The organism is Xanthomonas sp. NCPPB 3761, assembly GCF_041475705.2.
In the GTDB taxonomy this organism is placed as follows: Bacteria; Pseudomonadota; Gammaproteobacteria; order Xanthomonadales; family Xanthomonadaceae; genus Xanthomonas; species Xanthomonas phaseoli.
In genome coordinates this window covers 1,085,080-1,109,717 of record NZ_CM191262.1, presented here as the reverse complement: position 1 = coordinate 1,109,717, position 24,638 = coordinate 1,085,080, and the positions used below count along the sequence as shown (strand labels likewise).

Genomic DNA, 24,638 nt, shown 5'->3' with positions numbered 1-24,638 from the left:
GGCTGCTGCATATGAATCTGCGTGACCTGAAATATCTGGTAGCCCTGGCCGACCACAAGCATTTCGGCCGTGCTGCGTCGGCCTGCTTTGTCAGCCAGCCCACGCTGTCCACCCAGATCAAGAAACTCGAAGACGAACTCGGCGTGTCGCTGGTGGAACGTGCACCGCGCAAGGTCATGCTGACCCCGGCCGGCCGCGAAGCCGCCGTGCGCGCGCGCAGCATCGTGGCCGAGGTGGAACAGATGAAGGAAGCCGCACGCCGCAGCCAGGACCCGGAAGCGGGCACGGTGCGCCTGGGCATCTTTCCCACCCTGGCCCCGTATTTGTTGCCGCACGTGGTACCGCGTATCCGCCAGCGTTTTCCGCGTCTGGAACTGCTGCTGATCGAAGAAAAGAGCGATCAGCTGATGCACCAGCTGCGCGAAGGCCGCCTGGATGCCGCACTGCTTGCACTGCCATTGCAGGACGACCAGCTGCATGCCGAATTCCTATTCGAAGAACCCTTCGTGCTGGCAGTGCCCGAAGGCCACCCGCTGTCGCGCCACGACAGCATGACCCTGGATGACCTGTCCGAGCAGCGCCTGTTGCTGCTGGAAGATGGCCACTGCTTGCGCGACCAGGCACTGGATGTCTGCCACCTGGCAGGCGCGCTGGAAAAATCCGAATTTCAGGCCACCAGTCTGGAAACCTTGCGCCAGATGGTCGCGGCGAATGTCGGAGTGACCTTGCTGCCGCTGTTGGCGGTCAAGCCGCCTGTTGCGCGCTCGGAGAACATCCGCCTGATCCGCTTCCGTGAAGACAAGCAGCCTAGCCGCCGCATCGCGATGGCGTGGCGCCGCAGTTCGGCCATGACCGCATTTCTCGAGCAGCTCTCGCAACTGTTCAAGGAATTGCCCGAGAGCCTGTTCACGCTGGATCAGCCGGCAACGGGACCGAAGGCGGTTGCGGCTTAGGGAATCGGGAATCGGGAATCGGGAATCGGGAATCGGGAATCGTAAAAGCGTATCGCGGTTGCGATCGCTTTGGCTGTGGTTGGAGGTTTGGAAATGGGCGGCGCGCGAGCGTCGCTTTGTGTTTGTGCGCAGCCCTCTTGCCCAAGGTTGGCGGCGCATCAATCCGCCGCTGCCTGCTCGACGCGGCTGGCGGCGGCGCGCTGCCCACGCGACCATGCAATGTACGCGCAGCGTCTTGTTCGCTTGCTTGACACCGATAGTGCGGCGTTTGCGGCATGCGCTGGGAGCAGGCTCGTGTGCAGCGGCCGTCATGCCATCCCCTCCAATTGACCCAACCGCAGCGCTTGCTCGCCGCCCCAGGCCCGCAGCGACTGCCTGGCGGCCCTGACGGTGTCCTGGCTTGGCACCATCCATTGCCATCAGCCGCCGGCGCCCTCATCTTGCCAGTGCCGCTTGCCGTGTTGGCAAGCCGTATTCGTCAGGAGACTGCCATGACTTCGCAACACCACAGCGGCTTGCCGCCATCCATCCTGGTATCCAGCCACGACCTTGCCCGGCTCGAGGCATTGCTCGATTCGCCAACCTTCAACAAGCATCCCGCCGCCACTGCGCTGAGCGACGAACTGGGCCGCGCCCGCGTGTTGCCGCCCGACCAGATTCCCGGCGATGTTGTCACCATGCACTCACGCATCGACTGCGAAGACCAACTGCATGGCGAACGGCATACGCTCACCCTTGTGTATCCGCATGAAGCCGATGTGCAGCACGGCCGCATCTCGGTGCTTGCGCCGGTCGGCAGCGCATTGCTCGGCCTGTCGGTCGGCCAGAGCATCGATTGGCGCACGCCCGACGGACGCGACCTGCGCCTGCGCGTGACTGCCGTGCACGACCAACCCGCAGCGGCGGGCGACTTCCGGCGCGCGGCGCGCTAACGTAGCGCGCTGCGTCCTATCCCCGACCCGTTCCACGATTCGAGAGAACCCGCATGACTGCATCCCCCTCCAAGCTCGCCCAGCTGCGTGAACTGTCCGTTGTGGTTGCCGATACCGGCGACTACGACGCCATCAAGCGCCTGCAGCCGGTCGACTGCACCACCAATCCCACCCTGGTCAAAAAGGCCCTGGATCTGCCGGTCTACGCCGACCTGATCGAACGCGAGCTGGCCTGGGGCCGCGAGCACGGCGGCGACGATCGCACTGCCACCGTCAACGAAGTCGCCGACCGGCTCACCATCGGCGTAGGCGTCAAGCTGGCCGGACTGGTGCCGGGGCGCGTGTCCACCGAAGTCGACGCCGATCTGGCACACGACACCCAGGCCACCATCGCCAAGGCGCGCAAGTTCATTGCGATGTACGCCGAGCGCGGCGTGTCCAAGGACAAGATCCTGATCAAGATCGCCGCGACCTGGGAAGGCATCGAAGCCGCCCGTCAGCTGCAGAAAGAAGGCATCGACTGCAACCTGACGCTGATCTTCAACCGCTCGCAGGCGCTGGCCTGCGCTGAAGCCGGCGTGTTCCTGATCTCCCCGTTCGTGGGCCGCATCCTGGACTACTACGTGGGCAAGGGGCAGACCCCGGCCAGCATCGACGAAGACCCGGGCGTGGTCTTCGTGCGCACCGTCTACAACGAGTTCAAGCAGCGCGGCTCGTCCACCGTGGTCATGGGCGCCTCGTTCCGCTCCACCGCGCAGATCGAAGCGCTGGCAGGTTGCGACCGCCTGACCATTTCGCCGGACCTGCTGGAAAAGCTCGACGCCGAGCACGGCGAGTTGCCGCGCAAGCTCTCCCCGGCCAAGGCCGACAATGCCCAGTTCACCCCGATCGACAGCGACAGCTTCGCTTCGGGCCTGGCCGCCGACCCGATGGCCACCGAGAAGCTGGCCGGCGGCATCGACACGTTCGCCAAGGACTTGCACGCACTGCGCAAGACCATTGCCGACAAGCTCGCTGGCTGATCACGCAGCGCGCCTGTTGTGCTCACAACGCCTGCAGCTGCTTGGCTGCGGGCGTTGTCGTTTTTGACTTGGGTCTAGATGGAGATGTGCGGGCAAGCCGGTCTGCGTGCCGATAACGGACACCGGTGCGGCAGCTCGCGGGCGTCGGCGTGCGCAGCCGGCTTTGCCGGGGATCAACGGCAACCGCATATCAGCGCCGCTGCATGACAGACAGAAGACCGCGCGGCAACGTCACGCCATACCCGCGCCGTGTCACGCCAGGACCGATTGAGCCCAGCCCTCCACATATCGCTTACATCCGCTGCGCGCGCACTGCCTAGAATCCGGATTCCCTCAACTGGCGTAACGGACAATGGCAAACATTGCAGTGGTGATGGTCGACGGCGTGGCCGATTGGGAAATCGGCGTGGTGCTGCCGGCAGCACGCGAATGGTTCGGCGACCAGGTCGCCATTGCCAGTATCGACGGACAACCGCTGCAGTCCATCGGCGGGGTGCGCATCACGCCGGAATTCGCCCTTTCCGATCTGGCGCCACTGCAGGCCGATCTGTGGATCCTGCCCGGCAGCGAACGCTGGCAGGCCGGCGAAATTCCCGGTCTGAGCGGCTTGCTGGTCGAGCGCGTGCAGCAGCAGCGCCCGGTCGCGGCGATTTGCGGTGCCACCCTCGCCTTCGCCTATGCCGGCCTGCTCGATGAGCGCGCGCACACCAGCAACGCGCTGGCCTTCTTGCAGGAGCACGTGGTGCCGTACGCAGGCGCTGCGCACTATCGCCACGAAAAGGTGGTCAGCGCCGACGGCGTCATCACCGCACCCGGCACCAGCCCGGTGAATTTCGCATTGGCGTGCATGCGGCAATTGCATCCGGAGCGCATCGACACGCTCGCCCAGTTGCGCGGCATGTTTGCCGGAGAATTCGTTTAATCCACCCGATTCACGCCGGCATGGTTGATGCGCTGCATCGGCTGACCATCCGATGCGCCAACCGGTCTTTCGCGCGCCCTGGCGACTTGCCTCCAATGCTGGCGCAACGAGCGCCAGGTTGGGTACGCAACCGGTTTTTACGCCTCGCGTGCCGTGGCAGCACGCAACTGCGATTTGCGGCGCAGCTTCACCGCGCCGGTTCGCCTGCGAACACACCGCGCCATCAGCGGCATGCCTGGCGAGAACGCCGCAAAAAAAGATGGCCACGCCGTCTCCGACGCAGCCATTCAAGTTGCCTAGCACGCACTCCCATGCGGTGCCTGATCGTGATAACGCTGCCGGTCACTGTCGGCCATCGGCACGCTGCCACGATCTTTGTGGATGGCAACGTTTCAATCCGGCCCGCCTTTCCGTCAGGCATCCAGCCCGATCGGGCAGCTCACTCCCGTGCCGCCAAGCCCGCAATAACCATTGGGGTGCTTGGCCAGATATTGCTGGTGATCGTCTTCGGCGTAGTAGAACGTGGGCGCCGGGAAACGGATCTCCGTGGTGATGTCGCCGTACCCGGATGCGGTCAGTTGTTGCTGATACGCATCGCGGCTGGCAAGCGCGGCGTCGTACTGCGCCTGCGTGGTGCAGTAAATCGCCGAGCGATATTGCGTGCCGACATCGTTACCTTGCTGCATGCCCTGGGTGGGGTCGTGGCTTTCCCAGAACGTACGCAGCAATTGCGCGAACGACACCGCTTGTTCGTCGAACACCACCAGCACCGCTTCGGTGTGGCCGGTCTGCCCGGAACACACTTCCGAATAGGTCGCGTTCGGCGTCTGCCCGCCGGCGTAACCCACTGCCGTGGTGTAAACCCCTGGCACGTTCCAGAACTTGCGTTCTGCGCCCCAGAAGCAGCCAAGCCCGAATTGCACCTGGGCCAGACCAGTGAATTCCCCGCGCAACGGATGACCGTTGACCAGGTGCGTGTTATGCAGCGGCAGCGCTTGCTCGCGCCCAGGCAGTGCCTCGCCCGGGCGTGGCATACGTTGTTTGAAGGCGCCGATTCCCAGCATGGTGCAACTCCGCAATCGTGAGGATTGCCTGCTGGATGGCGCCGGCCAGAGCCACTTTCAAGCCTGCCCGGCCAGCGCCTGTCGCCCGCGCCGCATTACTTGGCCTTGGCAACTGTCGCGCGCGTGTCCACTTCCGGCATCGCCGAGCTGTGGTGGTTGATGATCAACCACTTGCCGTCGCGCTTTTCGTAGACGAAGGTGTAGCGCGCCTGCACGTTGCTCTTCTTGCCGGCCTTGTCGGTCAAGGTGAAGGTGTACACGCCGGCATCCACGGCGCTGTCGTCGTCGAGCACGCGCACGGTGCGGTAATTGACCACGCCCTGCGGCTTCTTGGTCAGGAACATCGCGAAGTAGTTTTCGATCTGCTCGCGCGAGGCGCGCACTTCGTTGGAGACCGTCGGCAGCAATACGCCGTCCGGTGCGTACAGGTCGGCCACCTTGTGCGGGTTGCCGGTGGCCAGCGCCGCGTTCCAGGTGTCGAACAGCGCAGCGACTTCGCGCTCTTCGCCGCCGGCCGGCAGCTTGGCCTTGTCGGTGTAATGCATCACGCCGCCAGCCAGCGCCGGGGTGGCAGCCACAGCCAGAACCAGAGAGAAGAGGGTGCGACGCATGGGAAATCTCCGTGTGATTGATGGGGGTGCCTCAGCAGGCAGGGCCAGTATCGAAATCAAGCAGCCCCAACAATTCTGCCGAGTGGCATATACTCAAATATGCTGATCGGCCTAGAGCGAACCTATGGAAACCCCTACCAATGCTGGCGATTGGCGCCTGACCTTGCGTCGCGAGGCCTCCGATAGCGCGCGTTGGCAGGCGCTGTGGGAAGCAGCCGTTGCACTGCGCCAGGCACAGAGCCCCGAGCAGGCCTGCGATGCAGTCCTCGGGCGGGTGCTGTTGTTGCTGGGCCTGGAACACGGCGCGGTACTGGCGCAGCGCGGCCCGCGCGCGCAAGTGTTGGCCAGCCGCGGCCGGGCATTGCCGCCCGGGGCCAGCGCCGCGGGCGATGGCCATGAAGCGGCCTGGTGGATGCCGCCACGCCCGTCCGATATGCGCGAAGCCAGGGTACCGATCCACGCGCTGGGCACCACGCACGGCATGCTCTGCGTGGCCTGGAGCGACGGCCGCCCGCCCCCCGGCAATGACGACGTGCAGGCGCTGCAGGCGTTCGCGCTGCTGCTGCCGGCGATGGTGGCAGAACCGGCCAAACCGGTTGCCACGCGGCGGCGCAAACCGCTGCAGGACGACCGTCTGGCCGCGCTGAGCAAGCGCGAAAAACAGGTGTTGTCGTTGCTCCCGCGCGGACTCACTAACGCGACCCTCGCAGCTGAACTGGGGATTTCTCCCGGCACGGTCAAAGTGCACGTGGAGCGAATCCTGCAGAAACTTGAGGTAAAAGATCGCACCCAGGCCGCGGTGTACGCGGTCCAATCCGGACTTGCGCTATGAATGCATTGGCGGTGCGTTGGAACGATTGGCCGATTACCCGCAAAAGCCTGGCGGTGGTCACCCTGCCGCTGCTGCTGCTGGCCGTTGCGTTGATGGCGATCTACAGCGTGGAACGGCAGAACATCGCCGCCGAAAACGACGTGCGCCAGACCCTGGAAGTGCTCAGCGACCTGTACGAAGCGCACGCGCTGTTGGCCGAAACCGCAGCCGGCGTGCGCGGCTATCGGCTGGTACGGCGCGATGAATTCCTGACCCCGTACCGCGATGCAGAGCCGCGGCTGCAGCGCGTGGCCGACCGTCTTTCGCAACGCATCACCGACCCCAGCCAGGCGCGGCGCTTTGCGCGCATCAAGCCGCTTTTTGCCGAAAAAATGCAGGGTTGGCGCAGATTGCTGGCACCGGATCTGAGCCGCGAAGAAGAGATCCGGCAACTGTGGGATGGCAAATACAAACTCGACATCCTGCGTGCGGAACTGCGCGAGTTGCGCAACTACGAAACCGCGCAGTTGCAGGTGCGTACCGCCAAGGCGCAGGGGCTGCGCCAGCGCAACCTCATCATCACCTTGAGCGCGGCGATGCTGGGCGGGCTGGGCGCGGTCTTTGCGGTGGCATGGTTCGCCTCGGCATTGTCCGGGCGCCTGCGCACCTTGGCAGCCAACGCCGACCGGCTGGGCGAAGGCCTGCCGCTGGCACCGCAACCGCGTGCCGGCGACGAGCTGGGCCAGGTCGGGCAGCGTCTGGCGCAAGCCAGCGAACTATTGGCCGCACGCGCAGCCGAAGCGCAGCTGGCGCGGCGCGAGGCCGAAACCGCCAACCGCGCAAAAACCGAATTTCTCTCGCGCAGCAGCCATGAACTGCGGACTCCGCTCAATGCGATCCTGGGCTATGCGCAGGTGCTGGAAATGGATCTGCCCGAGCCGGGTCATCGGCGGCACCTGCAGCACATTCTGGGTGCCGGCAGGCACTTGCTCGGGTTGATCACCGAGCTGCTGGACATCGCGCGTATCGAAGCCGATCAACTTGATCTGAGCCCGGAGCCGGTCTCGGTACGCGCGGCCGTGCACGAAGCCTTGGGACTGATCGCGCCGGATGCCGACAAGCATGGCATTGCACTGCAACCGGCCTCCATCGATGGACCGTGGACGGTGCGCGCCGATGCGCAGCGGCTGCGCCAGGTGCTGCTCAATCTGCTGTCGAACGCGGTCAAGTTCAATCGTACTGGCGGCAAGGTGCAGGTGAGCGCGCATGCCGATGGCGAGCAAGTGCGTATCACGGTTGCCGACCAGGGCGCGGGGCTGACCCCGGCGCAGATCGAACGCCTGTTTACACCGTTCGAGCGCTTGGGCGCCGAGCGCTCTGCGGTGGAAGGCACCGGGCTGGGGTTGGCGCTGAGCAAGCGCTTGATCGAGGCGATGGGTGGGCAGATCGGCGTGGACAGCAGCAGCGATGGCGCGCGGTTCTGGATTTCCCTGCCGCAGGGCGAGCATCAGCACAGCGAACCGGCACGGCCGCTGGTGCCGCCGAGCAGTGCCGGCAGCGGCGTGTGTCGGCTGTTGAGTATCGAAGACAACCCATCGAATCAGGCGTTGATCCGCACGCTCACCGAGCGTCGCCCGCAGTGGCAACTGCTCGAAGCGGCCAGCCTGGCGCAGGCGCGTGCGCTATTGCAGCACGGCGCGCCGGATCTGATCCTGCTGGACCTGCACCTGAGCGATGGCAATGGCGAAGAGCTGTTGCGCGAATTGCAGGCGCAGCCGGCGCTGGCCGCCATCCCGGTGGTGGTGATCAGTGCCGATGCCACGACCGCCACGCTGGCGCGCGTCGGCAATCAAGGCGTGCGCGCCTATCTGACCAAGCCGCTCGATGTGGCGGAATTCTTCACTGTGCTTGACGGATTGCTGGCATGACACGCGATGAAATCCTCGGTTCCCGCATCCTCATCGTCGACGACGAGCCGGCCAACGTGCGGTTGCTCGAAGACCTGCTGCAACGCGAAGGCTTCCAGCAAGTGATCGCCACCACCGATCCGCTCCGGGTCATGGGCCTGGTCTCGGCATTTGCGCCGGACCTGATCCTGCTGGATCTGAAGATGCCCGAGCTGGACGGCTACGCGCTGCTGGAACAGCTGGCGCGGCTGTCAGACCCCGGCCAGTTCCTGCCCGTGATCGTGCTCACCGCCGACCCCAGCCGCAGCGCGCGCCACCGCGCACTGGGCCTGGGCGCCAAGGACTTTTTGACCAAGCCGCTGGATACCTTCGAGGTCGCACTGCGGGTCTGGAACGTGGCCGAAACCACCGTGTTGTTCAAGCGCCTGCGCGCATTGGCCGCGCCGGATGCAGCGCCGCCGGGGTGGCGTCAGCAGAGTTGATGGGCGCGCGATCGCGCGATTTCCTCGTAGGAGCGCACCCGCGCGCGACGGATGTTCCCGGCAATGCCCGTCGCGCCCGGGTGCGCTCCTACGCCAGGCATTGCACGGGCGCCCAGCGCGTTCAACGCTACAGCGCCCGCGTGACCTGCCCGCACAAGCCGATCTCTGCCAGCACCGCCTGGGCCTGAGTCAACTGCATATCTGCCACGCAGACCTGCAGCACGCCGAAGGCGGGCAGCTCGCCGGCACCGCCCAGCAGCGATTCCCCGAAGACGAACGCGGTGATGCCGGCATCTTCCAGCGCGTGCTTGGCCAGATGCGCATCGATGAGGTGACTGGCGCGGTAGGCGATTTGCATCTTCAGCCACGCTCCGCACGTTCGCGCGCTGCGCCGTTGCGCCAGTCGCGTAGCGCCGGCAACGCATCCAGCGCCGCCAGATAATCGCCGGCCGCTTCAAACAACGGCACGCCGTAGCTGGAAAAACGCAGCGCCACCGGCGCATACATCGCATCGACGATGCCGAACTGCCCACACAGGAACTGCCCGGCATGGCCGTGTTCGGCGCGCAGGCTGGCCCACAGCGCCTGGATGCGCGTGATATCGCGCTCGGCGGCCGCATCCCACTGGGCAGGACCCGGCGCGCGGGCCAGATTCATCGGCAGCTGGCTGCGCAAGGCCGCAAAGCCCGAATGCATCTCCGCCGCGGCAGCGCGCGCCTGTGCGCGCACGGCCAGGTCGGCCGGCCAGCCGCGCCCGTCCAGCCAGCGCTCGTTGATGTACTCGCAGATCGCCAGCGAATCCCACACATGCAGGGCGTCGTCCCACAGCACCGGCACCTGGCGGGTCGGCGAATACCCGGCAATACGCGCCTGGAATTCGGGCGTCGCCAGTGGCAGCGCGACTTCCTCGAACGGCACCTTGAAGTGCCGCAACAATAGCCACGGCCGCAACGACCAGGAAGCCAAGGTTTTGTCGCCGATCACCAGACGGGGCAGTGGCATGGGCTCGAGCGCTCCAACGGGGTCGGCGCAGCGTACGCGTCGCGGCCGATGCCCGCCAGCCATGCCGGGCCGCACGGCATGCCCTGTCCTGCAGCACGCGCGCAAGGCCGTGTTTGCGGGTCAACAGCGCGAAGAGGCCAAGCGTGAGTGAGAGCGGCTTTGGCACCGTAGTTGTTGCGCGAAGGGCGCGCCCACCGCGGCTGCTCGCCCGGTCCGTCGGCACCGCCTGGCGTGCCCATGGGTTGCAGCGTGAAGGCAGGCGACGCCAGAAGCCTCGCAACCCCGACACGGCCTGCAGGGGCGATTGGGCACCAAGCCACACGCAAATCGACGCCCAGACGCCACCCCGCCGCCGCACGCGCCTACCCCTAACCGGTGCCACCGCCTAAACTTGCGGTTTACCTATTGCTGATGCGCGCATGTCCGACACCCTAGCCACCGACGCCACCGCCCCGGCGGAGAAGAAAGACTTCATCCGCCAGATCGTCCGCGAGGATCTGGCCAGCGGCAAGCACACGCTCATCCGCACCCGCTTCCCGCCCGAGCCCAACGGCTACCTGCACATCGGCCATGCCAAGGCGATCTGCCTGGATTTCGGACTGGCGGCCGAGTTCGGTGGGCTGTGCAATCTGCGCCTGGACGATACCAACCCGGCCAAGGAAGACCCCGAGTTCGTGGTCGCCATCCAGGACGATGTGCGCTGGCTGGGCTATGAGTGGGCGCAGCTGCGCCACGCCTCGGATTATTTCGAGGTGTATTACCTGGCCGCGCAGAAGCTGATTCGCGATGGCCATGCGTTCGTGTGCGACCTGTCCGCAGAACAGGTGCGCGAGTACCGTGGCACGCTGACCGAGCCCGGCCGCAATTCGCCGTTCCGCGAGCGCAGCGTCGAAGAAAACCTGGAGCTGTTCGCGCGCATGCGTGCCGGCGAATTCCCCGACGGCGCGCGCACGCTGCGCGCCAAGATCGACATGGCCAGCGGCAATATCAACCTGCGCGACCCGGCGCTGTACCGCATCAAGCATGTGGAGCACCAGAACACCGGCAATGCGTGGCCGATCTACCCCATGTACGACTTCGCGCATTCGCTCGGCGATGCGGTGGAAGGCATCACCCACTCGCTGTGCACGCTGGAATTCGAAGACCACCGCCCGCTGTACGACTGGTGCGTGGACAAGGTGGACCTGGCCGGTCACCCGGAACTGCTGCAGCCGCTGCTGGACAAGGGCTTGCCGCGCGAAGCGGCCAAGCCGCGGCAGATCGAGTTTTCGCGGCTCAACATCAACTACACGGTGATGAGCAAGCGCAAGCTCACCGCGCTGGTGGAAGAGCAACTGGTGGACGGTTGGGACGACCCGCGCATGTACACGCTGCAGGGCCTGCGCCGCCGCGGCTACACGCCGGCGGCGATGCGGTTGTTTGTCGACCGCGTGGGCATCAGCAAGCAGAACTCGCTGATCGATTTCTCGGTGCTGGAAGGTTGCCTGCGCGAGGATCTGGACGCAGCGGCGCCGCGCCGCATGGCCGTGATCGACCCGCTCAAGCTGGTGCTGACCAACCTGCCGGAAGGCCACGCCGAAACGCTGCAATTTTCCAACCACCCCAAGGACGAGAGCTTCGGCACACGCGAGGTGCCGTTCGCGCGCGAGCTGTGGATCGAGCGCGAGGATTTTGCCGAGGTTCCGCCCAAGGGCTGGAAGCGCCTGGTGCCGGGCGGCGAAATCCGCTTGCGCGGCACAGGCATTGCGCGCGTGGACGAGGTGATCAAGAACGCCGACGGCGAGATCGTCGAACTACGCGGCTGGCTGGATCCGGAATCGCGACCGGGCATGGAAGGTGCCAACCGCAAGGTCAAGGGCACCATCCACTGGGTCAGCGCCGCGCACGCGGTGGAAGCGGAAATCCGCCTGTACGACCGCCTGTTTTCGGTGGAGAAGCCCGACGACGAATCCGAAGGCAAGACCTACCGCGATTACCTGAACCCCGAATCCAAGCGCAACGTGCGCGGCTACGTGGAGCCGAGTGCAGCGATGGCAGCGCCCGAGCAGGCGTTCCAGTTCGAACGCACCGGTTACTTCGTTGCCGACCGTCGCGACCATAGTGCGGCCACACCGGTCTTCAATCGCAGCGTGACCTTGCGCGATACCTGGACCAAGTAAGCGCGCAGGACAGCCAGCGGCGCTCTTGCAAGCAGGGCGTCGCTGCCAGCGAGATGGGTCGGCGGCTGTGCGGCTGCAGAGGCGGCATCTGCGTTATCACGCACCCTCGCCGCCGCAGCGCCGATGCGCAGCAGACTGGCCGCCATGCCGTGGATCTGCAGACCATCACGGTCGTGGCGGTCGCGCAGGTGCCGCGACGCCATGCCACTGATTGCGCAGCGCAATCGTTCGCACGCGGCGCTATGCGTGTGACGAACGACATCACAGCGGCTGGAACAGCGCACCGTTGCGGCGTGGCGGGGTTGTATCTGTCTGCAGCGCTCGCCTTGATCAACGCCCTGCCGCACGGCACGCTGCAATACACGCCCTGAGGAACGGCACGATGCGTGAACGCTTGATGGTGGGTGTCGCCTGCGGAATCGGCGCAGGCGCGCTGTGGGGGCTGGTGTTTCTGGCACCGCAACTGCTGGGCGCTTTTACGCCGCTGCAGTTGGCGGTGGCGCGGTATCTCGCGTATGGCGCCGTGGCGGCCTTGCTGCTGGCGCCCCGCGCGCGGCAGACCGCTGCCCGGCTGGGCGCTGCCGAATGGTGGGCGCTGGTGCGCTTGAGCCTGATGGGAAACCTGGTTTATTACGTGCTGCTTGGCAGCGCCGTGCAGTGGGCAGGCGGCGCGGCAACGGCATTGATCATCGGGCTGTTGCCGGTGGTGGTGACCGTGATCGGGACGCGGGCCGCCGGTGCGGTGCAATTGCGGCGTCTGGCCGCGCCCTGCGTGCTGTGCGTGATCGGCGTGACACTGGTGGCACTGGATACCGTGCAGGACGATTCCGGCCAGCAGGCAAGCGATCGGCTGACCCGGATCGCCGGCCTGCTGTGTGCGGCGGGTGCGCTGGTGTCGTGGTCGGCCTATTCGATCGCCAATGCGCGCTGGTTGCGGCGGCGCCCGGATCTGTCCGGCGGCGACTGGTCGTTGCTCACCGGCGTGGTCACCGGCGCACTGGCGTTGTTGCTGGCACCGGTGGCCCTGATCGGCAGTGCAACGCATGCACCGCTCGAGTGGGCCAGTTTCTGGGGCGTGTCGCTGTTGTTGGGCATCCTGGCCTCGATCATCGGCAACGCGCTGTGGAACCGTGCCAGTCGCGTGCTACCGCTGACCCTGGTCGGGCAGATGATCGTGTTCGAGACGGTCTTTGCGCTGCTGTACGGCTTCGCCTGGGAAATGCGCCTGCCCACGCCACTGGAGCTGGCCGCCATCGCCTGCCTGCTGGTCGGCGTGCTGTGGTGCGCAGCACTGCATGCGCAAGCGAAATGACGCCGGTACCTGATGCACGCGGCGGCCTAGAGTGCAGGCTGTGTCAGCCAGCGATGCTGCCATGTGCCTCCCGCAACCATGCTTACGCCCACCTGCAAATATCTTGCGCGGCGCGGTGTTTTCGCTGTCGATCGGCCTGGCGGCCTGCTCGCCGCAGCCGCCCATCTCGGACGCGGCGACTCCGGCCGAGGTGTTCTGTACGCTGCTTCCGGGTCGGCTAGATGACGATCTGCCCAGCGATCGCCGCGACGAAAGCATGCAGCAACTGGACCTTGCCACGCGCTGCCACCGGTCACTGCGCAGACGGCGTTGACTTCACCAAGAGCGGCTGACAACACGTATCGAGCAGTCGCCAGGTGGGTGCGGACGGTACGGAGAACCGGAGTGGACGCGTGGCACGTGCCGATTCGAGCACCGGCCGCGCCCGCATGAGGGCTGCACAATGGTTTTGTTAGCTGCTCCAAGACTGCAGGCATGTCTCGATCACAGCCGACGCCATCGCCAGCGTCATCAGCCGCAATGCGCGCAAGACCTGGATTGCGGGATTTTGTCGCTGATCCTGCGCGCGCCACATTCCGCGCATCCGGGGCTTACCATGGCCGCTCACCTATCCTGATCGGAGCGGCCGCATGTCCCGTCTTTTGTCCCGGTGTCTGAGCACGCTGTTGCTGCTGGCCTGTCTTGGGTCGATTGGCTGCGTGGCCGCACCACCGGCCGATACCGCCACGCCACCTGCGGCGACCGACTCGACACGCGGCCCGGCAGCCGGCAAGGCGGTCGTCGTCACCACCACCTGCCGCACCGATGCCGATTGCACGGTGAAGAATGTCGGCAACTGTTGCGGTGCGTTTCCGGCCTGCGTCAACGTCAACAGCGCCACCGACCCCAAAGGCGTGCTGGCGCAATGCCAGGCTGGCGGCATGATGAGCGTGTGCGGCTTCCGCGAGATCAGCGCCTGCCAGTGCGTGGCCGGCCAATGTGCCGCAAAGGACGCGCAGGCCGATACACTGCGCCCCGCCACTCCCCCTACAGACATGGTCCACTGATGCTCTACGCGCACGTCCACCTCACCCTGCCCGACTGGATCCACGCGCATGTCGACGACAGCCGCGCCTATCCCAGCGATGAGGACAAGGTGGCCCTGGCGATCGAGCTGTCACGGATGAATGTGCGCGAGCGCAGCGGCGGCCCGTTCGGCGCGGTGGTGTTCGGCCCGGACCACCGCATCATCGCCGCGGCAGTGAACCGCGTGGTGCCGCAGACCACCTCGCTGGCGCATGCCGAAAACATGGCCTACATGCTCGCGCAACAGCGCCTGCAGACGCCACGCTTGAACGATGTGCTGTCGCCGGTGACGCTGGCCACCTCCGCGCAGCCGTGCTGCCAGTGCTACGGCGCCACCGTATGGGCCGGCATCGATCGCCTGCTGATCGGCGCGCGCGCCGACGACGTGATGGCGCTGACGCAATTCGACGAAGGCCCGTTGCCGGCCGACTGGGTGGGCGAACTGACTCGTCGCGGCATCGAGGTCGTGCGCGACGTGCTGCGCGACCAGGCGTGTACCGTGCTGCGCAACTACGGCGAGGGCGGCGGTGACCATTATTGATGTCGCAGGCGCAATGGGCGCCGGGCAGGTGCAGCGATGAGCGGCCTGCTGTGTTATTGCCGGCAGGGTTTCGAACCTGAGCTGGCCGCAGAACTGAGCGCGCGCGCGGCATTCGTCGGCATCGCCGGTTATGCGCGCACCCAACGCAACGATGGCTATGTGCTGTTCGTCTGCGACGACGCCGCACAACTTGCAGCAAAACTGCAGTGGCGCGAGTTGATCTTCGCCCGGCAAAAGCTGGTGGTGATTGCCGAGCTGAAGGGCATCGACCCCAAGGACCGGATCACGCCGATCCTGGCCGCGCTGGACGGGCAGCAGCGCTTTGGCGATCTGTGGGTGGAACACCCGGATTCGGACGCGGGCAAGCCGCTGGCGGGCCTGGCGCGCAGCTTCGGCAATGCGCTGCGCCCGGCCCTGCGCAAGGCCGGCTTGCTCACCGACAAACCGCAACTGCGCCAACCGCGGTTGCACGTCTGTTTTCTCGACGGCGACCACGCCGTGCTGGCGATGGCCGACAGCGCCGACAGCGCGCCGTGGCCACTGGGCATTCCACGCCTGAAGTTGCTGCCGGAAGCGCCCTCGCGCTCTGCGCTCAAGCTCGACGAAGCCCTGCTGACGCTGCTCACGCCCGAAGAACGCGACACACGGGTCAAGCCGGGCATGCGCGCAGCCGATCTGGGCGCTGCGCCCGGCGGCTGGACCTGGGTACTGACGCGGCAGCACGTGCACGTGACCAGCGTGGACAACGGCCCGCTGCGCGAGCATGTGCTGGAGACCGGGCTGGTGGAGCATCTGCGTGCCGACGGCTTTCACTGGAAGCCTGCGCAACCGCTGGACTGGATGGTCTGCGACATGGTCGAGCAACCGCGCCGCGTGGCCGAACGCATGGCCACCTGGGTGCGCGAAGGCTGGTGCCGCAACACCATCTTCAACCTCAAGCTGCCGATGAAAAAGCGCTGGGACGAGACCCGTCTATGCCTGGACCTGTTCGAGCAACAGGCAGAAAAGTCATTGATCGTGCGCGCCAAGCAGCTGTATCACGATCGCGAGGAGATCACGGTGCTGGCGATGCGGGAGTGAGGCCGGGATTCGGGATTCGGGATTCGGGATTCGGGAATCGTAAAAGCGGTTGGCCGGTTCGGCTGTGTATGCTGTCGTCGATTCCTTCGACCACCGCGCGACGTTCACTGAGCGCTTGAATCATTCCTGCAGCGATGCTCTGAGGCTTTGAAGCGCGCCTGAGGCGTGCAGCGGGAATCCTCGTGATGGTTGGTTCCGTGCCTTGTAGTAGAAATTGCCTCCCTGCTGGCGCGGCTCGCTTTTGCGAAATTGACGCTTGCTCTTCTCACTGAATCGACATTTCTGCGGCCGCTGGTTGCCGCTGGTGTGCTGCTTGCAGCTGTCGGCCATTGATTGCGGGCGTGACGCACCGCGGCCGATTGGCCGCTTGCTCGCTCCACAGTCAGGATATGTGTTGGCCGCTGTGTGCTGCCATGCCTGGCGGCTCTGGGCCACTGCCTGCTATTGCGGTGGCCCCGGCGGCACTTAGCCGCCGGAACCGGCTCGTTTACAGCACGATGCGCTTGCTGCCCTCACGCGCCGAACGGTAGATCGCATCGACGATGCGGATGTCGCGCAGGCCTTCTTCGCCCGGCGCACGTAATGGTGTGCCGTTCATGATCGCCAGCGCGTCTTCGTCCATCTGCAGCGCTTGCTGATGCGGCACCTTGGCGTCGAATACGCGCCCATCGCTGGCCCTGCCGGTCACGCCCTGGTAGCTCTGGAAGGGCGACAACTCGTACCAGCCACGCTCGCATTCGGCGCGCAACACATTCATGTTCTTGCCGAAGCTGGTCTTGCACTCGGCGCGCACCGCATTGGGAAACTCCAGGGTGAAGTCCATGTGCTCGTCAACTTCATCGAACAGATCGGGTCGGTCGGTCCAGCGCTTGGCCGTCACTGCCAGCGGCTCGGCGCCGGTTGTATAGCGGGCGGCATTGAGCGGATACACGCCCATGTCGTACATCGCGCCACCACCGAACTGCGAGCGCAACCGCCACGGGCGGTCGGCCTTGGCGGTGCCTTGGTAGCCGTTGTACCCGGCCTCGGCACGCACACGCTGCATCGCGCCGAACGGTTTCTCGCTGGCCATCGCAATCACGCGCCGCGTATTGGGTTCATGCTGCATGCGGTAGCCGATCGTCAGCGCCACCTTGTTGCGTTTGCAGGCAGCGATCATGGCCTCGCATTCACCGGCATGCATCGCCATCGGCTTTTCGCACCACACGTGCTTGCCTGCAGCAGCCGCACGCAGGGTCAGTGGTGCATGCAGATGCGTGGGCGTGACGATGTACACCACATCGATGTCGTCGTTGTCGGCAATACGATCGAAGTTCTCGTAGTTGTAGACATTGCGGTCGGCGATGCCGTACTTGGATTGCCACTGCGGAATCTTCGACGGCGTACCGGTGACGATCCCGGCGAGCTTGCAATGCTTGGTCAGTGCCAGGCCGGGCGCGAGCTGTTCGCTGGCATAACTGCCCAACCCGACCAACGCGACATTGAGCGGTTTTCCGGGCTTTTTCTTCGGCACTGCCCACGTCGGTGCAGCGAGCAGGATGCCTGCACCGCCAAAGGCGGCAAGCAAGCGGCGACGTGTGATCGATTCCACGGACATGCAAACCTCCTTCGCGGGTGTGGGCGTACTGCTCGCGCACCTTACTTGATCGGGTGTGATCACCGCCATGGTCGCGCTGCACGTTCTGGCACACTGCTGGCGATCACATCCGGAGCATTGCGCATGACCCTCGCTGCCCATCTTCGCTGTTTGCCGCTGGCACTGCTGTTGTCCAGTTCGCTCGCCATCGCTGCCGACACGCCCTTCGTTGCGCGCGATCTGATCGGCGATGGCGCATTCACACACAATGCCGAAGGCCCGGCGACTGGTCCCGATGGCGCGCTGTACGCGGTGAACCTGGGCAAGGACGGCACCATCGCGCGCATCGCGCTGCAGGCAGACGGCAGCGCACGTGCCGAGGTGTTCGCCACCTTGCCCGCGGGAAGCACCGGCAATGGCATCCGCTTTCGCGACGGCACCATGTATGTCGCCGATTACACCGGCCACAAGATCCTGCAGGTGAAAATGCAAACGCGCGCGGTGAGTACCTTCGCGGCGTTGCCCGAAGCAGACGGCCCCAACGATCTGGCGCTGGCGCCCGATGGCAGCTTCTACGCCAGCGATCCGAACTGGAAGGACAATGGCGGGCGCTTGTGGCACATCGGCCGCGACGGCGCGGTGCGCTTGCTGGAAGCAGGGATGACCACGCCAAACGGCCTGGATGTCAGCCCCGACGGCAAGCACCTGTATGTCAACGAAAGCATGTCGCGCAAGGTGTGGGTCTACGACCGTGGCAGCGACGGCAGCCTGCGCAACAAACGGCTGCTGATCAGCTTTGCCGATTTCGGCATGGACGGCATGCGCTGCGATGCCGACGGCAATCTGTACATCGCCCGCTACGATGCCGGGCAGATTGCAGTGGTGTCGCCCCAGGGCAAGCTGCTGCGCACGGTTGCATTGAAGGGACGCAAGGCCAGCAACGTGGCCTTCGGCGGTGCCGATGGCAAGCAGGTGTTCGTCACCTTGCAGGATCGTGGCGCAGTTGAAACGTTCAGGTCCGATCGTCGCGGGCGCGAAACCGGACACTGAAACTGGCGTGTACGTCGCATTGGTTCTCAGGCCGCGCAACAGCGTCCTGGCATGCTGCAGGTCACCTGTGGAGGACTCCCCATGCAACCGATCGAATTGAAGGACGCGGCCGCCTTCGGCAGCGAATTTCTGCGCCTGACCCTGTTGCAGGGGTTTCAGTCGCTGACCAAGCGTGACCTGGAATTGTTGATCTTCGTGCTGCTCGAACGCGATGGCGCCATCTCGCGCAACAGCTCCAACGCGGCGGTCGCATTGCAGTTGCGGGTGACGTCGGCCAAGGTCAAGGCGCTGCGGCGCGATGGCTATGCGCGTTGGCGCTCGCTGGTGCCCGAAGAGGGTGACGCGGCGATGCAGCGGATCGTCGCCAACGTGCTCACCGAAGACAATCTGCGCTCCGGCGCAAAACATGTCAGCGAACGCAGCCGCAAGGAAGGCTTTTTGGCGGTGCGCATCGAACACCCCGACGACGCGCAACAGTTCGAACAAGCCATTCTGGATGTCGGTGCGCTGCCGGTGTACGAACGCAACCGCGAAGTGGTCGCGGTGCGTTTCGACACGCTGCTGAAAATCGCCGAGCGCTGGGGCTACCTGCAACCGGATCCGCAAGCCACCGTGCGCGCTTTGCAGAAACTCACGCCCACCGCAGAAGAGGTGTCGGACCTGCTCAAGAAGGACATCGCGCAGGTGCGCTGGGACGACGTGCGCCGCGCACTCAACAGCCTGGGTGCCAAGGCGGTGACGAGCACCGCGGAGGGCGGCCTGAAGGGGTTGCTGAAGATCGTGTTCCCCTTCATCCCCGGCTGAGTGGCGCTCACCAGAGCACTGCGCGATGCGATGCGCAGTGCTCGCCTCACGCTGACTGCGCAGCAGCGCGACAAGGCATGTTCGCCGCTTGTGACACTCCAGCAACGTCTCCCGGCCGCCAAGCGCAGCGCCCCCGTCACGCCCAGCGCAACAGGCCGCCAGGCTCTATGCTTGTGGGCTGTTCCGCATCAGGGGGATCTGATGACCACCCGCAGTCTTGCCACACTCGTTTCCACGCTGTCGTTTTTGCTCTGCACTGCCGCACAGGCGCAACAGGCGCCCACGCCCGCCAGCAGCATGCCGCTGATCGACGTGCCCAGTGCCATCCGCACCCAGCCGCTGTCCAGTGGCGAGGTCACCCATCAAACCGAACTGGAACGCCCGCGCGGCGAATCCAGCGTGATCGTGCGTTCGATCCAGCCCAGCAGCGTGGTCGGCAGCTATCGCATCGATTTCGAAGCCATGGATACCGATGGCGATGGCCGCATCAGCCGTGCAGAGGCGCAGGCCAACCCTGCCCTGGCCGATGAATTCGACGCGCTCGATACCCGTCACAGCGGTTACCTGACCCGCGAACAGCTCGCCGGCTGGCTGATTCGCTGACCGTCGTACGGCAGGCGCGGCGCTGCTACGCAGCCGCGCACTGTGCTTCGCATCATGCCGTCGCCCCCCTTTGCAGCGCCCGCTTCGGTCGGCTAGATTGTATTTGACGGATACAATCTGGACGGATCGATGACCGCTTGCCTTTCACTTGCCGCCGACCTTGGCTACCAGCTGCAACTCGCCGCCCTGGCCTCCAGCCACGCCGCGCGCCAGGAATTGGCCGAACTGCAGCTGACCCCGGCGCGCGTGACCGCGTTGATCCACATCCGCGATCAACCCGGCTGCGACCAGACCGAGCTGGGCAACCGGCTGCTGGTCAACCGCGCCGCCGGCATGAAGATCGCCAATGCGCTGGCCGAGCAAGGCCTGATCGAACGCCTCGCCGGCCGCGACCGTCGCAGCAAGGGCCTGTACCTGACCGACGCGGGCGAGCGCACGCTGCTGGTTGCACAGGGCTGCCTGGCGCGCGCGGGCGAACGCACCTGCACCGGCCTGCAGGCCGGCGAGCAACAAACCCTGCTGCGCCTGCTCTGCAAGTTGAACGCCAGCGCTGCACTGGAGCGCGCCGCCGTGCCAGACACCGCGCTGGCCGAAGCGCTCTGAGCCCATCAACGCATCAGCACTCTCACGACTCGAAGGAGACGCCGCTTGAACGAGCATGACGTGGTATCGGTTCGCATCGAAAACCGCATCGCCTGGGTGAAGTTCGCTCGCCCCGACAAGCGCAACGCGATGAGCCCGGCGCTCAACCGCCGCATGATGGACGTGCTGGACGAGCTGGAGTTCGACGACAACGTCGGCGTGCTGGTGCTCGGCGGCGAAGGCACTGCCTGGTCGGCGGGCATGGACCTGAAGGAATATTTCCGCGAAACCGAAGCGCAGGGCCTGCGCGGCGTACGGCGCTCGCAGCGCGAATCGTACGGCTGGTTTCGTCGTCTGCGCTGGTACCAGAAGCCGACCATCGCCATGGTCAACGGCTGGTGTTTCGGCGGTGGCTTCGGCCCGCTGTTCGCCTGCGACCTGGCGATTGCTGCCGATGAGGCGCAGTTTGGCCTGTCGGAAATCAACTGGGGCATCCTGCCCGGTGGTGGCGTCACCAAGGTCGCGGTGGAACTGCTGTCGATGCGCGATGCGATGTGGATGACGCTGACCGGTGAAATGGTAGATGGCAAGAAGGCTGCCGAATGGCGCCTGGTCAACGAAAGCGTGCCATTGGAACGCCTGGAAGCCCGCACCCGCGAAGTGGCCGAGCTGCTGCTGCGCAAGAACCCGGTCGCACTCAAGTACGCCAAGGATGCGGTACGCCGCGTCGGCACCATGACCTACGACGAGGCCGAAGATTACCTGGTGCGCATGCAGGAAGCGGCCAACTCGTTCGACAACAACGCCCGCAAGGAAGGCATCCGTCAGTTCATCGACGAGAAGAGCTACAAGCCTGGCCTGGGCGAGTACGACCTCAGCAAGCACCGGGCGTAAGCGCGTCCTACGGCGTCCAAGCGATGCGCGTTGCGCATGCATCGCTGGCGCTGCCAGTGGTTTTCTGCACCGAGGAGGGAGTATGGAAGCCTTATCCGAAACGCTGCGCGGGATCGCCGCGCGCAGTCCCCTGGGCCTGTTCATCGATGGGCAATGGCGCGCAAGCACCGGCGATCGCACTGTCGATGTGATCGCGCCGCATACCGAAGAACGGCTGCTGTGCTACACCGAGCCCTCGCACGCAGATACCGAAGCGGCCATCGCTGCTGCACGCAGCGCATTCGACCATGGCCCCTGGCCGCAGCTTTCCGCGCAAGAGCGCAGCGTGGTGCTCAAGCGGGTGGCCGATCACTTGCGTGCACGCATGCCGGAGCTGGCCGAAGCATGGACCGGCCAGGTGGGCGCCACCATCGGCTTCAGCAGGCGCCGGATTTGTTCGACTACTACGCCGATCTGATTGCCACCCACGCATTCGTCGAACCGCGCGTGCGCCCCAATGGTGGCCGCGTGCATGTGGTGCAGGAGCCGGTTGGCGTGGTCGCCGCCATCACGCCCTGGAACGCGCCGCTGGTATTGCTGTGCTACAAGGTCGCCGCCGCGCTGGCTGCCGGCTGCACGGTGGTGGCCAAACCCTCGCCGGAAACGCCGATCGATGCCTATATCCTGGCCGAGTGCATCAGCGCCGCCGGCGTGCCCGATGGCGTGTTCAACCTGCTCCCCGCCGGCCGCGAGGTGGGCGAGCACTTGATCCGCCACCCGCACGTGGACAAGGTCAGCTTCACCGGCTCCACCCAGGCCGGCCGCTCGATCGGCATCGCCTGCGCCGAGCGTCTGGCACGGGTTGGCCTGGAGCTGGGCGGCAAATCGGCAGCGATCGTGCTTGAAGATGCCGACCTCGCCAAGGTGCTGCCCAGCCTGGTGCCCTACTCCATGCCGATCGCCGGACAGGTGTGTTTCTCGTTGACGCGCGTCCTGGTGCCGGCGCAGCGCCGCGAAGAAATCCTGCAGGCGTATTGCGCGGCATTGAGCGCCGTGAAACTGGGCGACCCGTTTGCGGCAGACACCGGCATGGGCCCGTTGGCCCTGGGCCGCCAACTCGAACGTGTGCAGTCCTACATCGCCAAGGGCAACGCCGAGGGCGCACGCCTGGTCATGGGTGGAGGCCGCCCGGCGCACCTGTCGCGCGGCTTCTTCGTCGAGCCGACGGTGTTTGCCGAGGTGACGCCGGACATGACCATTGCGCGCGAGGAGATCTTCGGACCAGTGGTGAGCTTCATCGACTACCACGACGACGCCGACCTCATCGCCAAGGCCAATGCCAGCGACTACGGCCTGCACGGCACCATCTACAGCGAAGACGCCGAACGCGCCTATCGCATCGCGCGCCGCGTGCGCAGCGGCAGCCATGCAATCAACGGCATGTGGGTCGATATCAGCATGCCATTTGGTGGCTTCAAGCACTCGGGCATCGGCCGCGAAGGTGGAATCGAAGGCCTGCAGGCCTTCCTCGAAACCAAGACCGTCTACCTGAGCTAGCGCACAGCCCAAGCAACGCGCGCCTGCCTGGGTATTGGCATGCACACCAGCAACCGATTCCACACTGCTTGCCTGCCGTGCGCCGGCATGCGTATGGCGGCACCGGCCGTTCGCGCACCACGTTTTGCGCGACGTCTCAACCTTTCGCACACAGCACTCGCACCCACACCCAGTCACCTCCCACTCTTCCAGAAGACCGCGCCATGGCCATGCCGACCGACTCGATCGCCTTCCACGCCCGTCTCTCGCCGCATCAGCTTGCCGCACGCGATTTGGTGCAGGGCCTGGAATGGACGTACGCCGAACTGGATGCGTTGGTGGGCCGCCTGGCGGCCTTGCTGCGTCGGCGTGGCTGCGTCGATGGCGAGCGGCTGGCCGTGCTGGCGCGCAATTCGGTGTGGCAGGTGGCCCTGCACTTTGCCTGCGGGCGGGTCGGCGCGATCTATGTCCCGCTCAACTGGCGGTTGAGCGCAAGCGAGCTCGATGCGCTGCTGCAACGCGCAGAGCCGCGCGTGCTGCTGGGCGACGATGTCGCTGCCGGTCGCACGGACATGGAAAGCCTGGCAGGTTTTATCGGGAGCGCCGATGCACTGGAGCCTGCCGACACGCCATCGATTCCGCCGGAGCGTGTGAGCCTGATCCTGTTTACCTCCGGCACCTCAGGCCAGCCCAAGGGCGTGATGCTCAGCGAGCAGAACCTGCAGCATGCCGCGCATAACTTCGGCGTCACCACACGCGTGGATGCGCGCAGCAGCTTTCTGTGCGAAGCGCCGATGTTTCACATCATCGGCCTGGTCACCAATGTGCGCTCGGCGCTAGCGGTGGGCGGTTCGATCCAGGTCTCCAATGGCTTCGAGCCCAAACGCTCGTTGGGCTGGCTTGCCGATCCATCGCTGGGAATCACGCATTACGTCGGCGTGCCGCAGATGATGCAGGCATTTCGCCAGCAGCCCGGCTTCGATGCGGCAGCGCTGCGCCATCTCACCGCATTGGTCAGCGGCGGCGCGCCGCACGCCAGCGACGATCTGCTTGGCTGGTTGGACGATGGCATCCCGATGGTCTGCGGCTTCGGCATGAGCGAAGCCGGCACGGTGTTCGGCATGTCGGTGGATTGCGATGTGATCCGCAACAAGCTGGGCGCAGCCGGCATCGCGACGCCATCAGTGCGCACGCGCGTGGTCGATGACAACGGCAACGACTGCCCAGCGGGCGTTCCCGGCGAACTGCTCTTGCGCGGCCCCAACCTCAGCCCCGGTTACTGGCGCGATCCGCAGGCAAGCGCCGACGTGCTCGATGGGCAGGGCTGGTTCCGTACCGGCGATATCGTGCAGCGCGATGCCGACGGTTTCTTCTGGGTCGTCGACCGCAAGAAAGACATGTTCATTTCCGGCGGCGAGAACGTGTATCCGGCAGAGATCGAAGCGTTGCTCGCAGACCATCCGGACATCCGCGAGTGCGCGGTGGTTGGCCTGGCCGACCCGCAATGGGGCGAGGTGGGTTATCTGGCGATCGTGCCGGCCGCTGCGGCACCGGACCTGGAGGAGAGCCGCAACTATCTGGCCGCACGCCTGGCCAAGTACAAGGTGCCCAAGCATCTGCGCGTGGTGGACGCCCTGCCGCGCACGGCAACCGGCAAATTACAAAAAGCGCGCTTGAAGGACACCTTGGCCAGTGACACCTGAGGTGCTGTCGCAGGGGCGCGAATGCGCACCGCCAACGGCACGACGGGC

The 24,638-nt window shown here is 65.5% G+C and carries 25 protein-coding genes, 1 other RNA gene and 2 pseudogenes; 22 read left to right on the top strand and 6 right to left on the bottom strand.

Annotated elements, in window-relative coordinates; translation table 11 throughout:
• Window positions 1–11: 11 nt before the first annotated feature.
• The 5 genes and pseudogenes from ACCQ00_RS04760 (at window position 12) to ACCQ00_RS04740 (ending at window position 4,129) form a co-directional block, all read left to right on the top strand.
• Window positions 12–953, top strand: coding sequence for a LysR substrate-binding domain-containing protein (locus tag ACCQ00_RS04760; RefSeq protein WP_039567727.1), 942 nt, complete (start codon window positions 12–14; stop codon window positions 951–953).
• A 491-nt stretch (window positions 954–1,444) separates the two neighbouring features.
• The gene (gene rnk, locus ACCQ00_RS04755) at window positions 1,445–1,885 is read left to right on the top strand and encodes a nucleoside diphosphate kinase regulator (protein ID WP_039567722.1); all 441 of its coding nucleotides are present in this window, start codon (window positions 1,445–1,447) and stop codon (window positions 1,883–1,885) included.
• A 53-nt stretch (window positions 1,886–1,938) separates the two neighbouring features.
• On the top strand, window positions 1,939–2,907 hold the full coding sequence (locus ACCQ00_RS04750) for a transaldolase (protein ID WP_039567720.1): 969 nt from the start codon (window positions 1,939–1,941) through the stop codon (window positions 2,905–2,907).
• Between the two features lie 352 nt (window positions 2,908–3,259).
• Window positions 3,260–3,829, top strand: a complete 570-nt coding sequence (locus ACCQ00_RS04745; RefSeq protein WP_039567717.1) for a type 1 glutamine amidotransferase family protein — start codon at window positions 3,260–3,262, stop codon at window positions 3,827–3,829.
• A 95-nt stretch (window positions 3,830–3,924) separates the two neighbouring features.
• Window positions 3,925–4,129 (top strand): annotated as a pseudogene (locus tag ACCQ00_RS04740) (hypothetical protein).
• A 113-nt stretch (window positions 4,130–4,242) separates the two neighbouring features.
• Here the strand turns inward: ACCQ00_RS04740 and msrA are convergent.
• Both msrA and ACCQ00_RS04730 read right to left on the bottom strand, forming a co-directional pair.
• Window positions 4,243–4,893 (bottom strand): peptide-methionine (S)-S-oxide reductase MsrA, encoded by a 651-nt coding sequence (gene msrA / locus ACCQ00_RS04735; protein ID WP_039567714.1) that lies wholly within the window; start codon window positions 4,891–4,893, stop codon window positions 4,243–4,245.
• 95 nt (window positions 4,894–4,988) lie between these two features.
• Window positions 4,989–5,504, bottom strand: a complete 516-nt coding sequence (locus tag ACCQ00_RS04730; protein ID WP_046736014.1) for an SgcJ/EcaC family oxidoreductase — start codon at window positions 5,502–5,504, stop codon at window positions 4,989–4,991.
• Window positions 5,505–5,628: 124 nt separating this feature from the next.
• Here ACCQ00_RS04730 and ACCQ00_RS04725 point away from each other — a divergent pair, with 124 nt between their 5' ends.
• From ACCQ00_RS04725 to ACCQ00_RS04715, 3 genes are read left to right on the top strand one after another with little or no spacing between them, the layout of a single operon-like run.
• Complete coding sequence (locus ACCQ00_RS04725) at window positions 5,629–6,336, top strand: helix-turn-helix transcriptional regulator (RefSeq protein WP_039570797.1); 708 nt, start codon at window positions 5,629–5,631, stop codon at window positions 6,334–6,336.
• A complete protein-coding gene (locus ACCQ00_RS04720; RefSeq protein WP_039583504.1) occupies window positions 6,333–8,243 on the top strand; it encodes an ATP-binding protein in 1,911 nt (636 codons plus the stop codon). Before ACCQ00_RS04725 ends, ACCQ00_RS04720 begins: the two co-directional genes overlap by 4 nt.
• Window positions 8,240–8,704, top strand: a complete 465-nt coding sequence (locus ACCQ00_RS04715) for a response regulator (protein ID WP_017157282.1) — start codon at window positions 8,240–8,242, stop codon at window positions 8,702–8,704. Before ACCQ00_RS04720 ends, ACCQ00_RS04715 begins: the two co-directional genes overlap by 4 nt.
• A gap of 127 nt (window positions 8,705–8,831) precedes the next feature.
• Here ACCQ00_RS04715 and ACCQ00_RS04710 read toward each other — a convergent pair whose 3' ends face one another.
• Both ACCQ00_RS04710 and ACCQ00_RS04705 read right to left on the bottom strand, forming a co-directional pair.
• Window positions 8,832–9,062, bottom strand: a complete 231-nt coding sequence (locus tag ACCQ00_RS04710) for a putative signal transducing protein (protein ID WP_039570790.1) — start codon at window positions 9,060–9,062, stop codon at window positions 8,832–8,834.
• 2 nt (window positions 9,063–9,064) lie between these two features.
• A complete protein-coding gene (locus tag ACCQ00_RS04705) occupies window positions 9,065–9,706 on the bottom strand; it encodes a glutathione S-transferase family protein (protein WP_039570787.1) in 642 nt (213 codons plus the stop codon).
• Window positions 9,707–10,125: 419 nt separating this feature from the next.
• Here ACCQ00_RS04705 and ACCQ00_RS04700 point away from each other — a divergent pair, with 419 nt between their 5' ends.
• The 4 genes from ACCQ00_RS04700 (at window position 10,126) to ACCQ00_RS04685 (ending at window position 13,490) form a co-directional block, all read left to right on the top strand.
• Window positions 10,126–11,865, top strand: coding sequence for a glutamine--tRNA ligase/YqeY domain fusion protein (locus ACCQ00_RS04700; RefSeq protein WP_039570784.1), 1,740 nt, complete (start codon window positions 10,126–10,128; stop codon window positions 11,863–11,865).
• A gap of 149 nt (window positions 11,866–12,014) precedes the next feature.
• Entirely contained in the window at window positions 12,015–12,236 is a 222-nt protein-coding gene (locus ACCQ00_RS04695) for a hypothetical protein (RefSeq protein ID WP_039570802.1), read from the top strand.
• Between the two features lie 11 nt (window positions 12,237–12,247).
• Window positions 12,248–13,177, top strand: a complete 930-nt coding sequence (locus ACCQ00_RS04690; RefSeq protein ID WP_039570781.1) for a DMT family transporter — start codon at window positions 12,248–12,250, stop codon at window positions 13,175–13,177.
• Window positions 13,178–13,280: 103 nt separating this feature from the next.
• Entirely contained in the window at window positions 13,281–13,490 is a 210-nt protein-coding gene (locus tag ACCQ00_RS04685) for a hypothetical protein (protein WP_162292269.1), read from the top strand.
• 13 nt (window positions 13,491–13,503) lie between these two features.
• Here the strand turns inward: ACCQ00_RS04685 and ACCQ00_RS04680 are convergent.
• Window positions 13,504–13,578: non-coding RNA, sX9 sRNA (locus ACCQ00_RS04680), on the bottom strand.
• 297 nt (window positions 13,579–13,875) lie between these two features.
• On the opposite strand from ACCQ00_RS04680, the gene ACCQ00_RS04675 reads away from it, so the two are divergent.
• Genes ACCQ00_RS04675 through rlmM form a run of 3 tightly spaced genes read left to right on the top strand, consistent with a single transcriptional unit; the run spans window position 13,876 to window position 15,863 of the window.
• Entirely contained in the window at window positions 13,876–14,223 is a 348-nt protein-coding gene (locus ACCQ00_RS04675; protein WP_017158637.1) for a hypothetical protein, read from the top strand.
• The gene (locus ACCQ00_RS04670; RefSeq protein WP_039570775.1) at window positions 14,223–14,783 is read left to right on the top strand and encodes a nucleoside deaminase; all 561 of its coding nucleotides are present in this window, start codon (window positions 14,223–14,225) and stop codon (window positions 14,781–14,783) included. Before ACCQ00_RS04675 ends, ACCQ00_RS04670 begins: the two co-directional genes overlap by 1 nt.
• Before the next feature lie 36 nt (window positions 14,784–14,819).
• Window positions 14,820–15,863, top strand: coding sequence for a 23S rRNA (cytidine(2498)-2'-O)-methyltransferase RlmM (gene rlmM, locus ACCQ00_RS04665; RefSeq protein WP_017157292.1), 1,044 nt, complete (start codon window positions 14,820–14,822; stop codon window positions 15,861–15,863).
• A gap of 487 nt (window positions 15,864–16,350) precedes the next feature.
• Here the strand turns inward: rlmM and ACCQ00_RS04660 are convergent, their stop codons facing one another.
• Window positions 16,351–17,460: a Gfo/Idh/MocA family protein gene (locus tag ACCQ00_RS04660; RefSeq protein ID WP_039570772.1), complete on the bottom strand. Its 1,110-nt coding sequence runs from the start codon at window positions 17,458–17,460 to the stop codon at window positions 16,351–16,353.
• Window positions 17,461–17,583: 123 nt separating this feature from the next.
• Here ACCQ00_RS04660 and ACCQ00_RS04655 point away from each other — a divergent pair, with 123 nt between their 5' ends.
• From ACCQ00_RS04655 to ACCQ00_RS04625, 7 genes and pseudogenes are all read left to right on the top strand, one after another.
• A complete protein-coding gene (locus ACCQ00_RS04655) occupies window positions 17,584–18,489 on the top strand; it encodes an SMP-30/gluconolactonase/LRE family protein (protein ID WP_039570769.1) in 906 nt (301 codons plus the stop codon).
• 81 nt (window positions 18,490–18,570) lie between these two features.
• Complete coding sequence (locus tag ACCQ00_RS04650) at window positions 18,571–19,293, top strand: hypothetical protein (protein WP_039570767.1); 723 nt, start codon at window positions 18,571–18,573, stop codon at window positions 19,291–19,293.
• 201 nt (window positions 19,294–19,494) lie between these two features.
• Entirely contained in the window at window positions 19,495–19,896 is a 402-nt protein-coding gene (locus ACCQ00_RS04645; protein WP_017157296.1) for an EF-hand domain-containing protein, read from the top strand.
• A 129-nt stretch (window positions 19,897–20,025) separates the two neighbouring features.
• Entirely contained in the window at window positions 20,026–20,499 is a 474-nt protein-coding gene (locus ACCQ00_RS04640) for a MarR family winged helix-turn-helix transcriptional regulator (protein WP_017159099.1), read from the top strand.
• A gap of 45 nt (window positions 20,500–20,544) precedes the next feature.
• Window positions 20,545–21,372, top strand: coding sequence for a p-hydroxycinnamoyl CoA hydratase/lyase (locus ACCQ00_RS04635; protein ID WP_008572593.1), 828 nt, complete (start codon window positions 20,545–20,547; stop codon window positions 21,370–21,372).
• A gap of 82 nt (window positions 21,373–21,454) precedes the next feature.
• A pseudogene (locus ACCQ00_RS04630) lies at window positions 21,455–22,908 on the top strand (aldehyde dehydrogenase).
• A 203-nt stretch (window positions 22,909–23,111) separates the two neighbouring features.
• Window positions 23,112–24,590 (top strand): AMP-binding protein, encoded by a 1,479-nt coding sequence (locus ACCQ00_RS04625; RefSeq protein ID WP_372354072.1) that lies wholly within the window; start codon window positions 23,112–23,114, stop codon window positions 24,588–24,590.
• The last annotated feature ends 48 nt before the right edge of the window (window positions 24,591–24,638 follow it).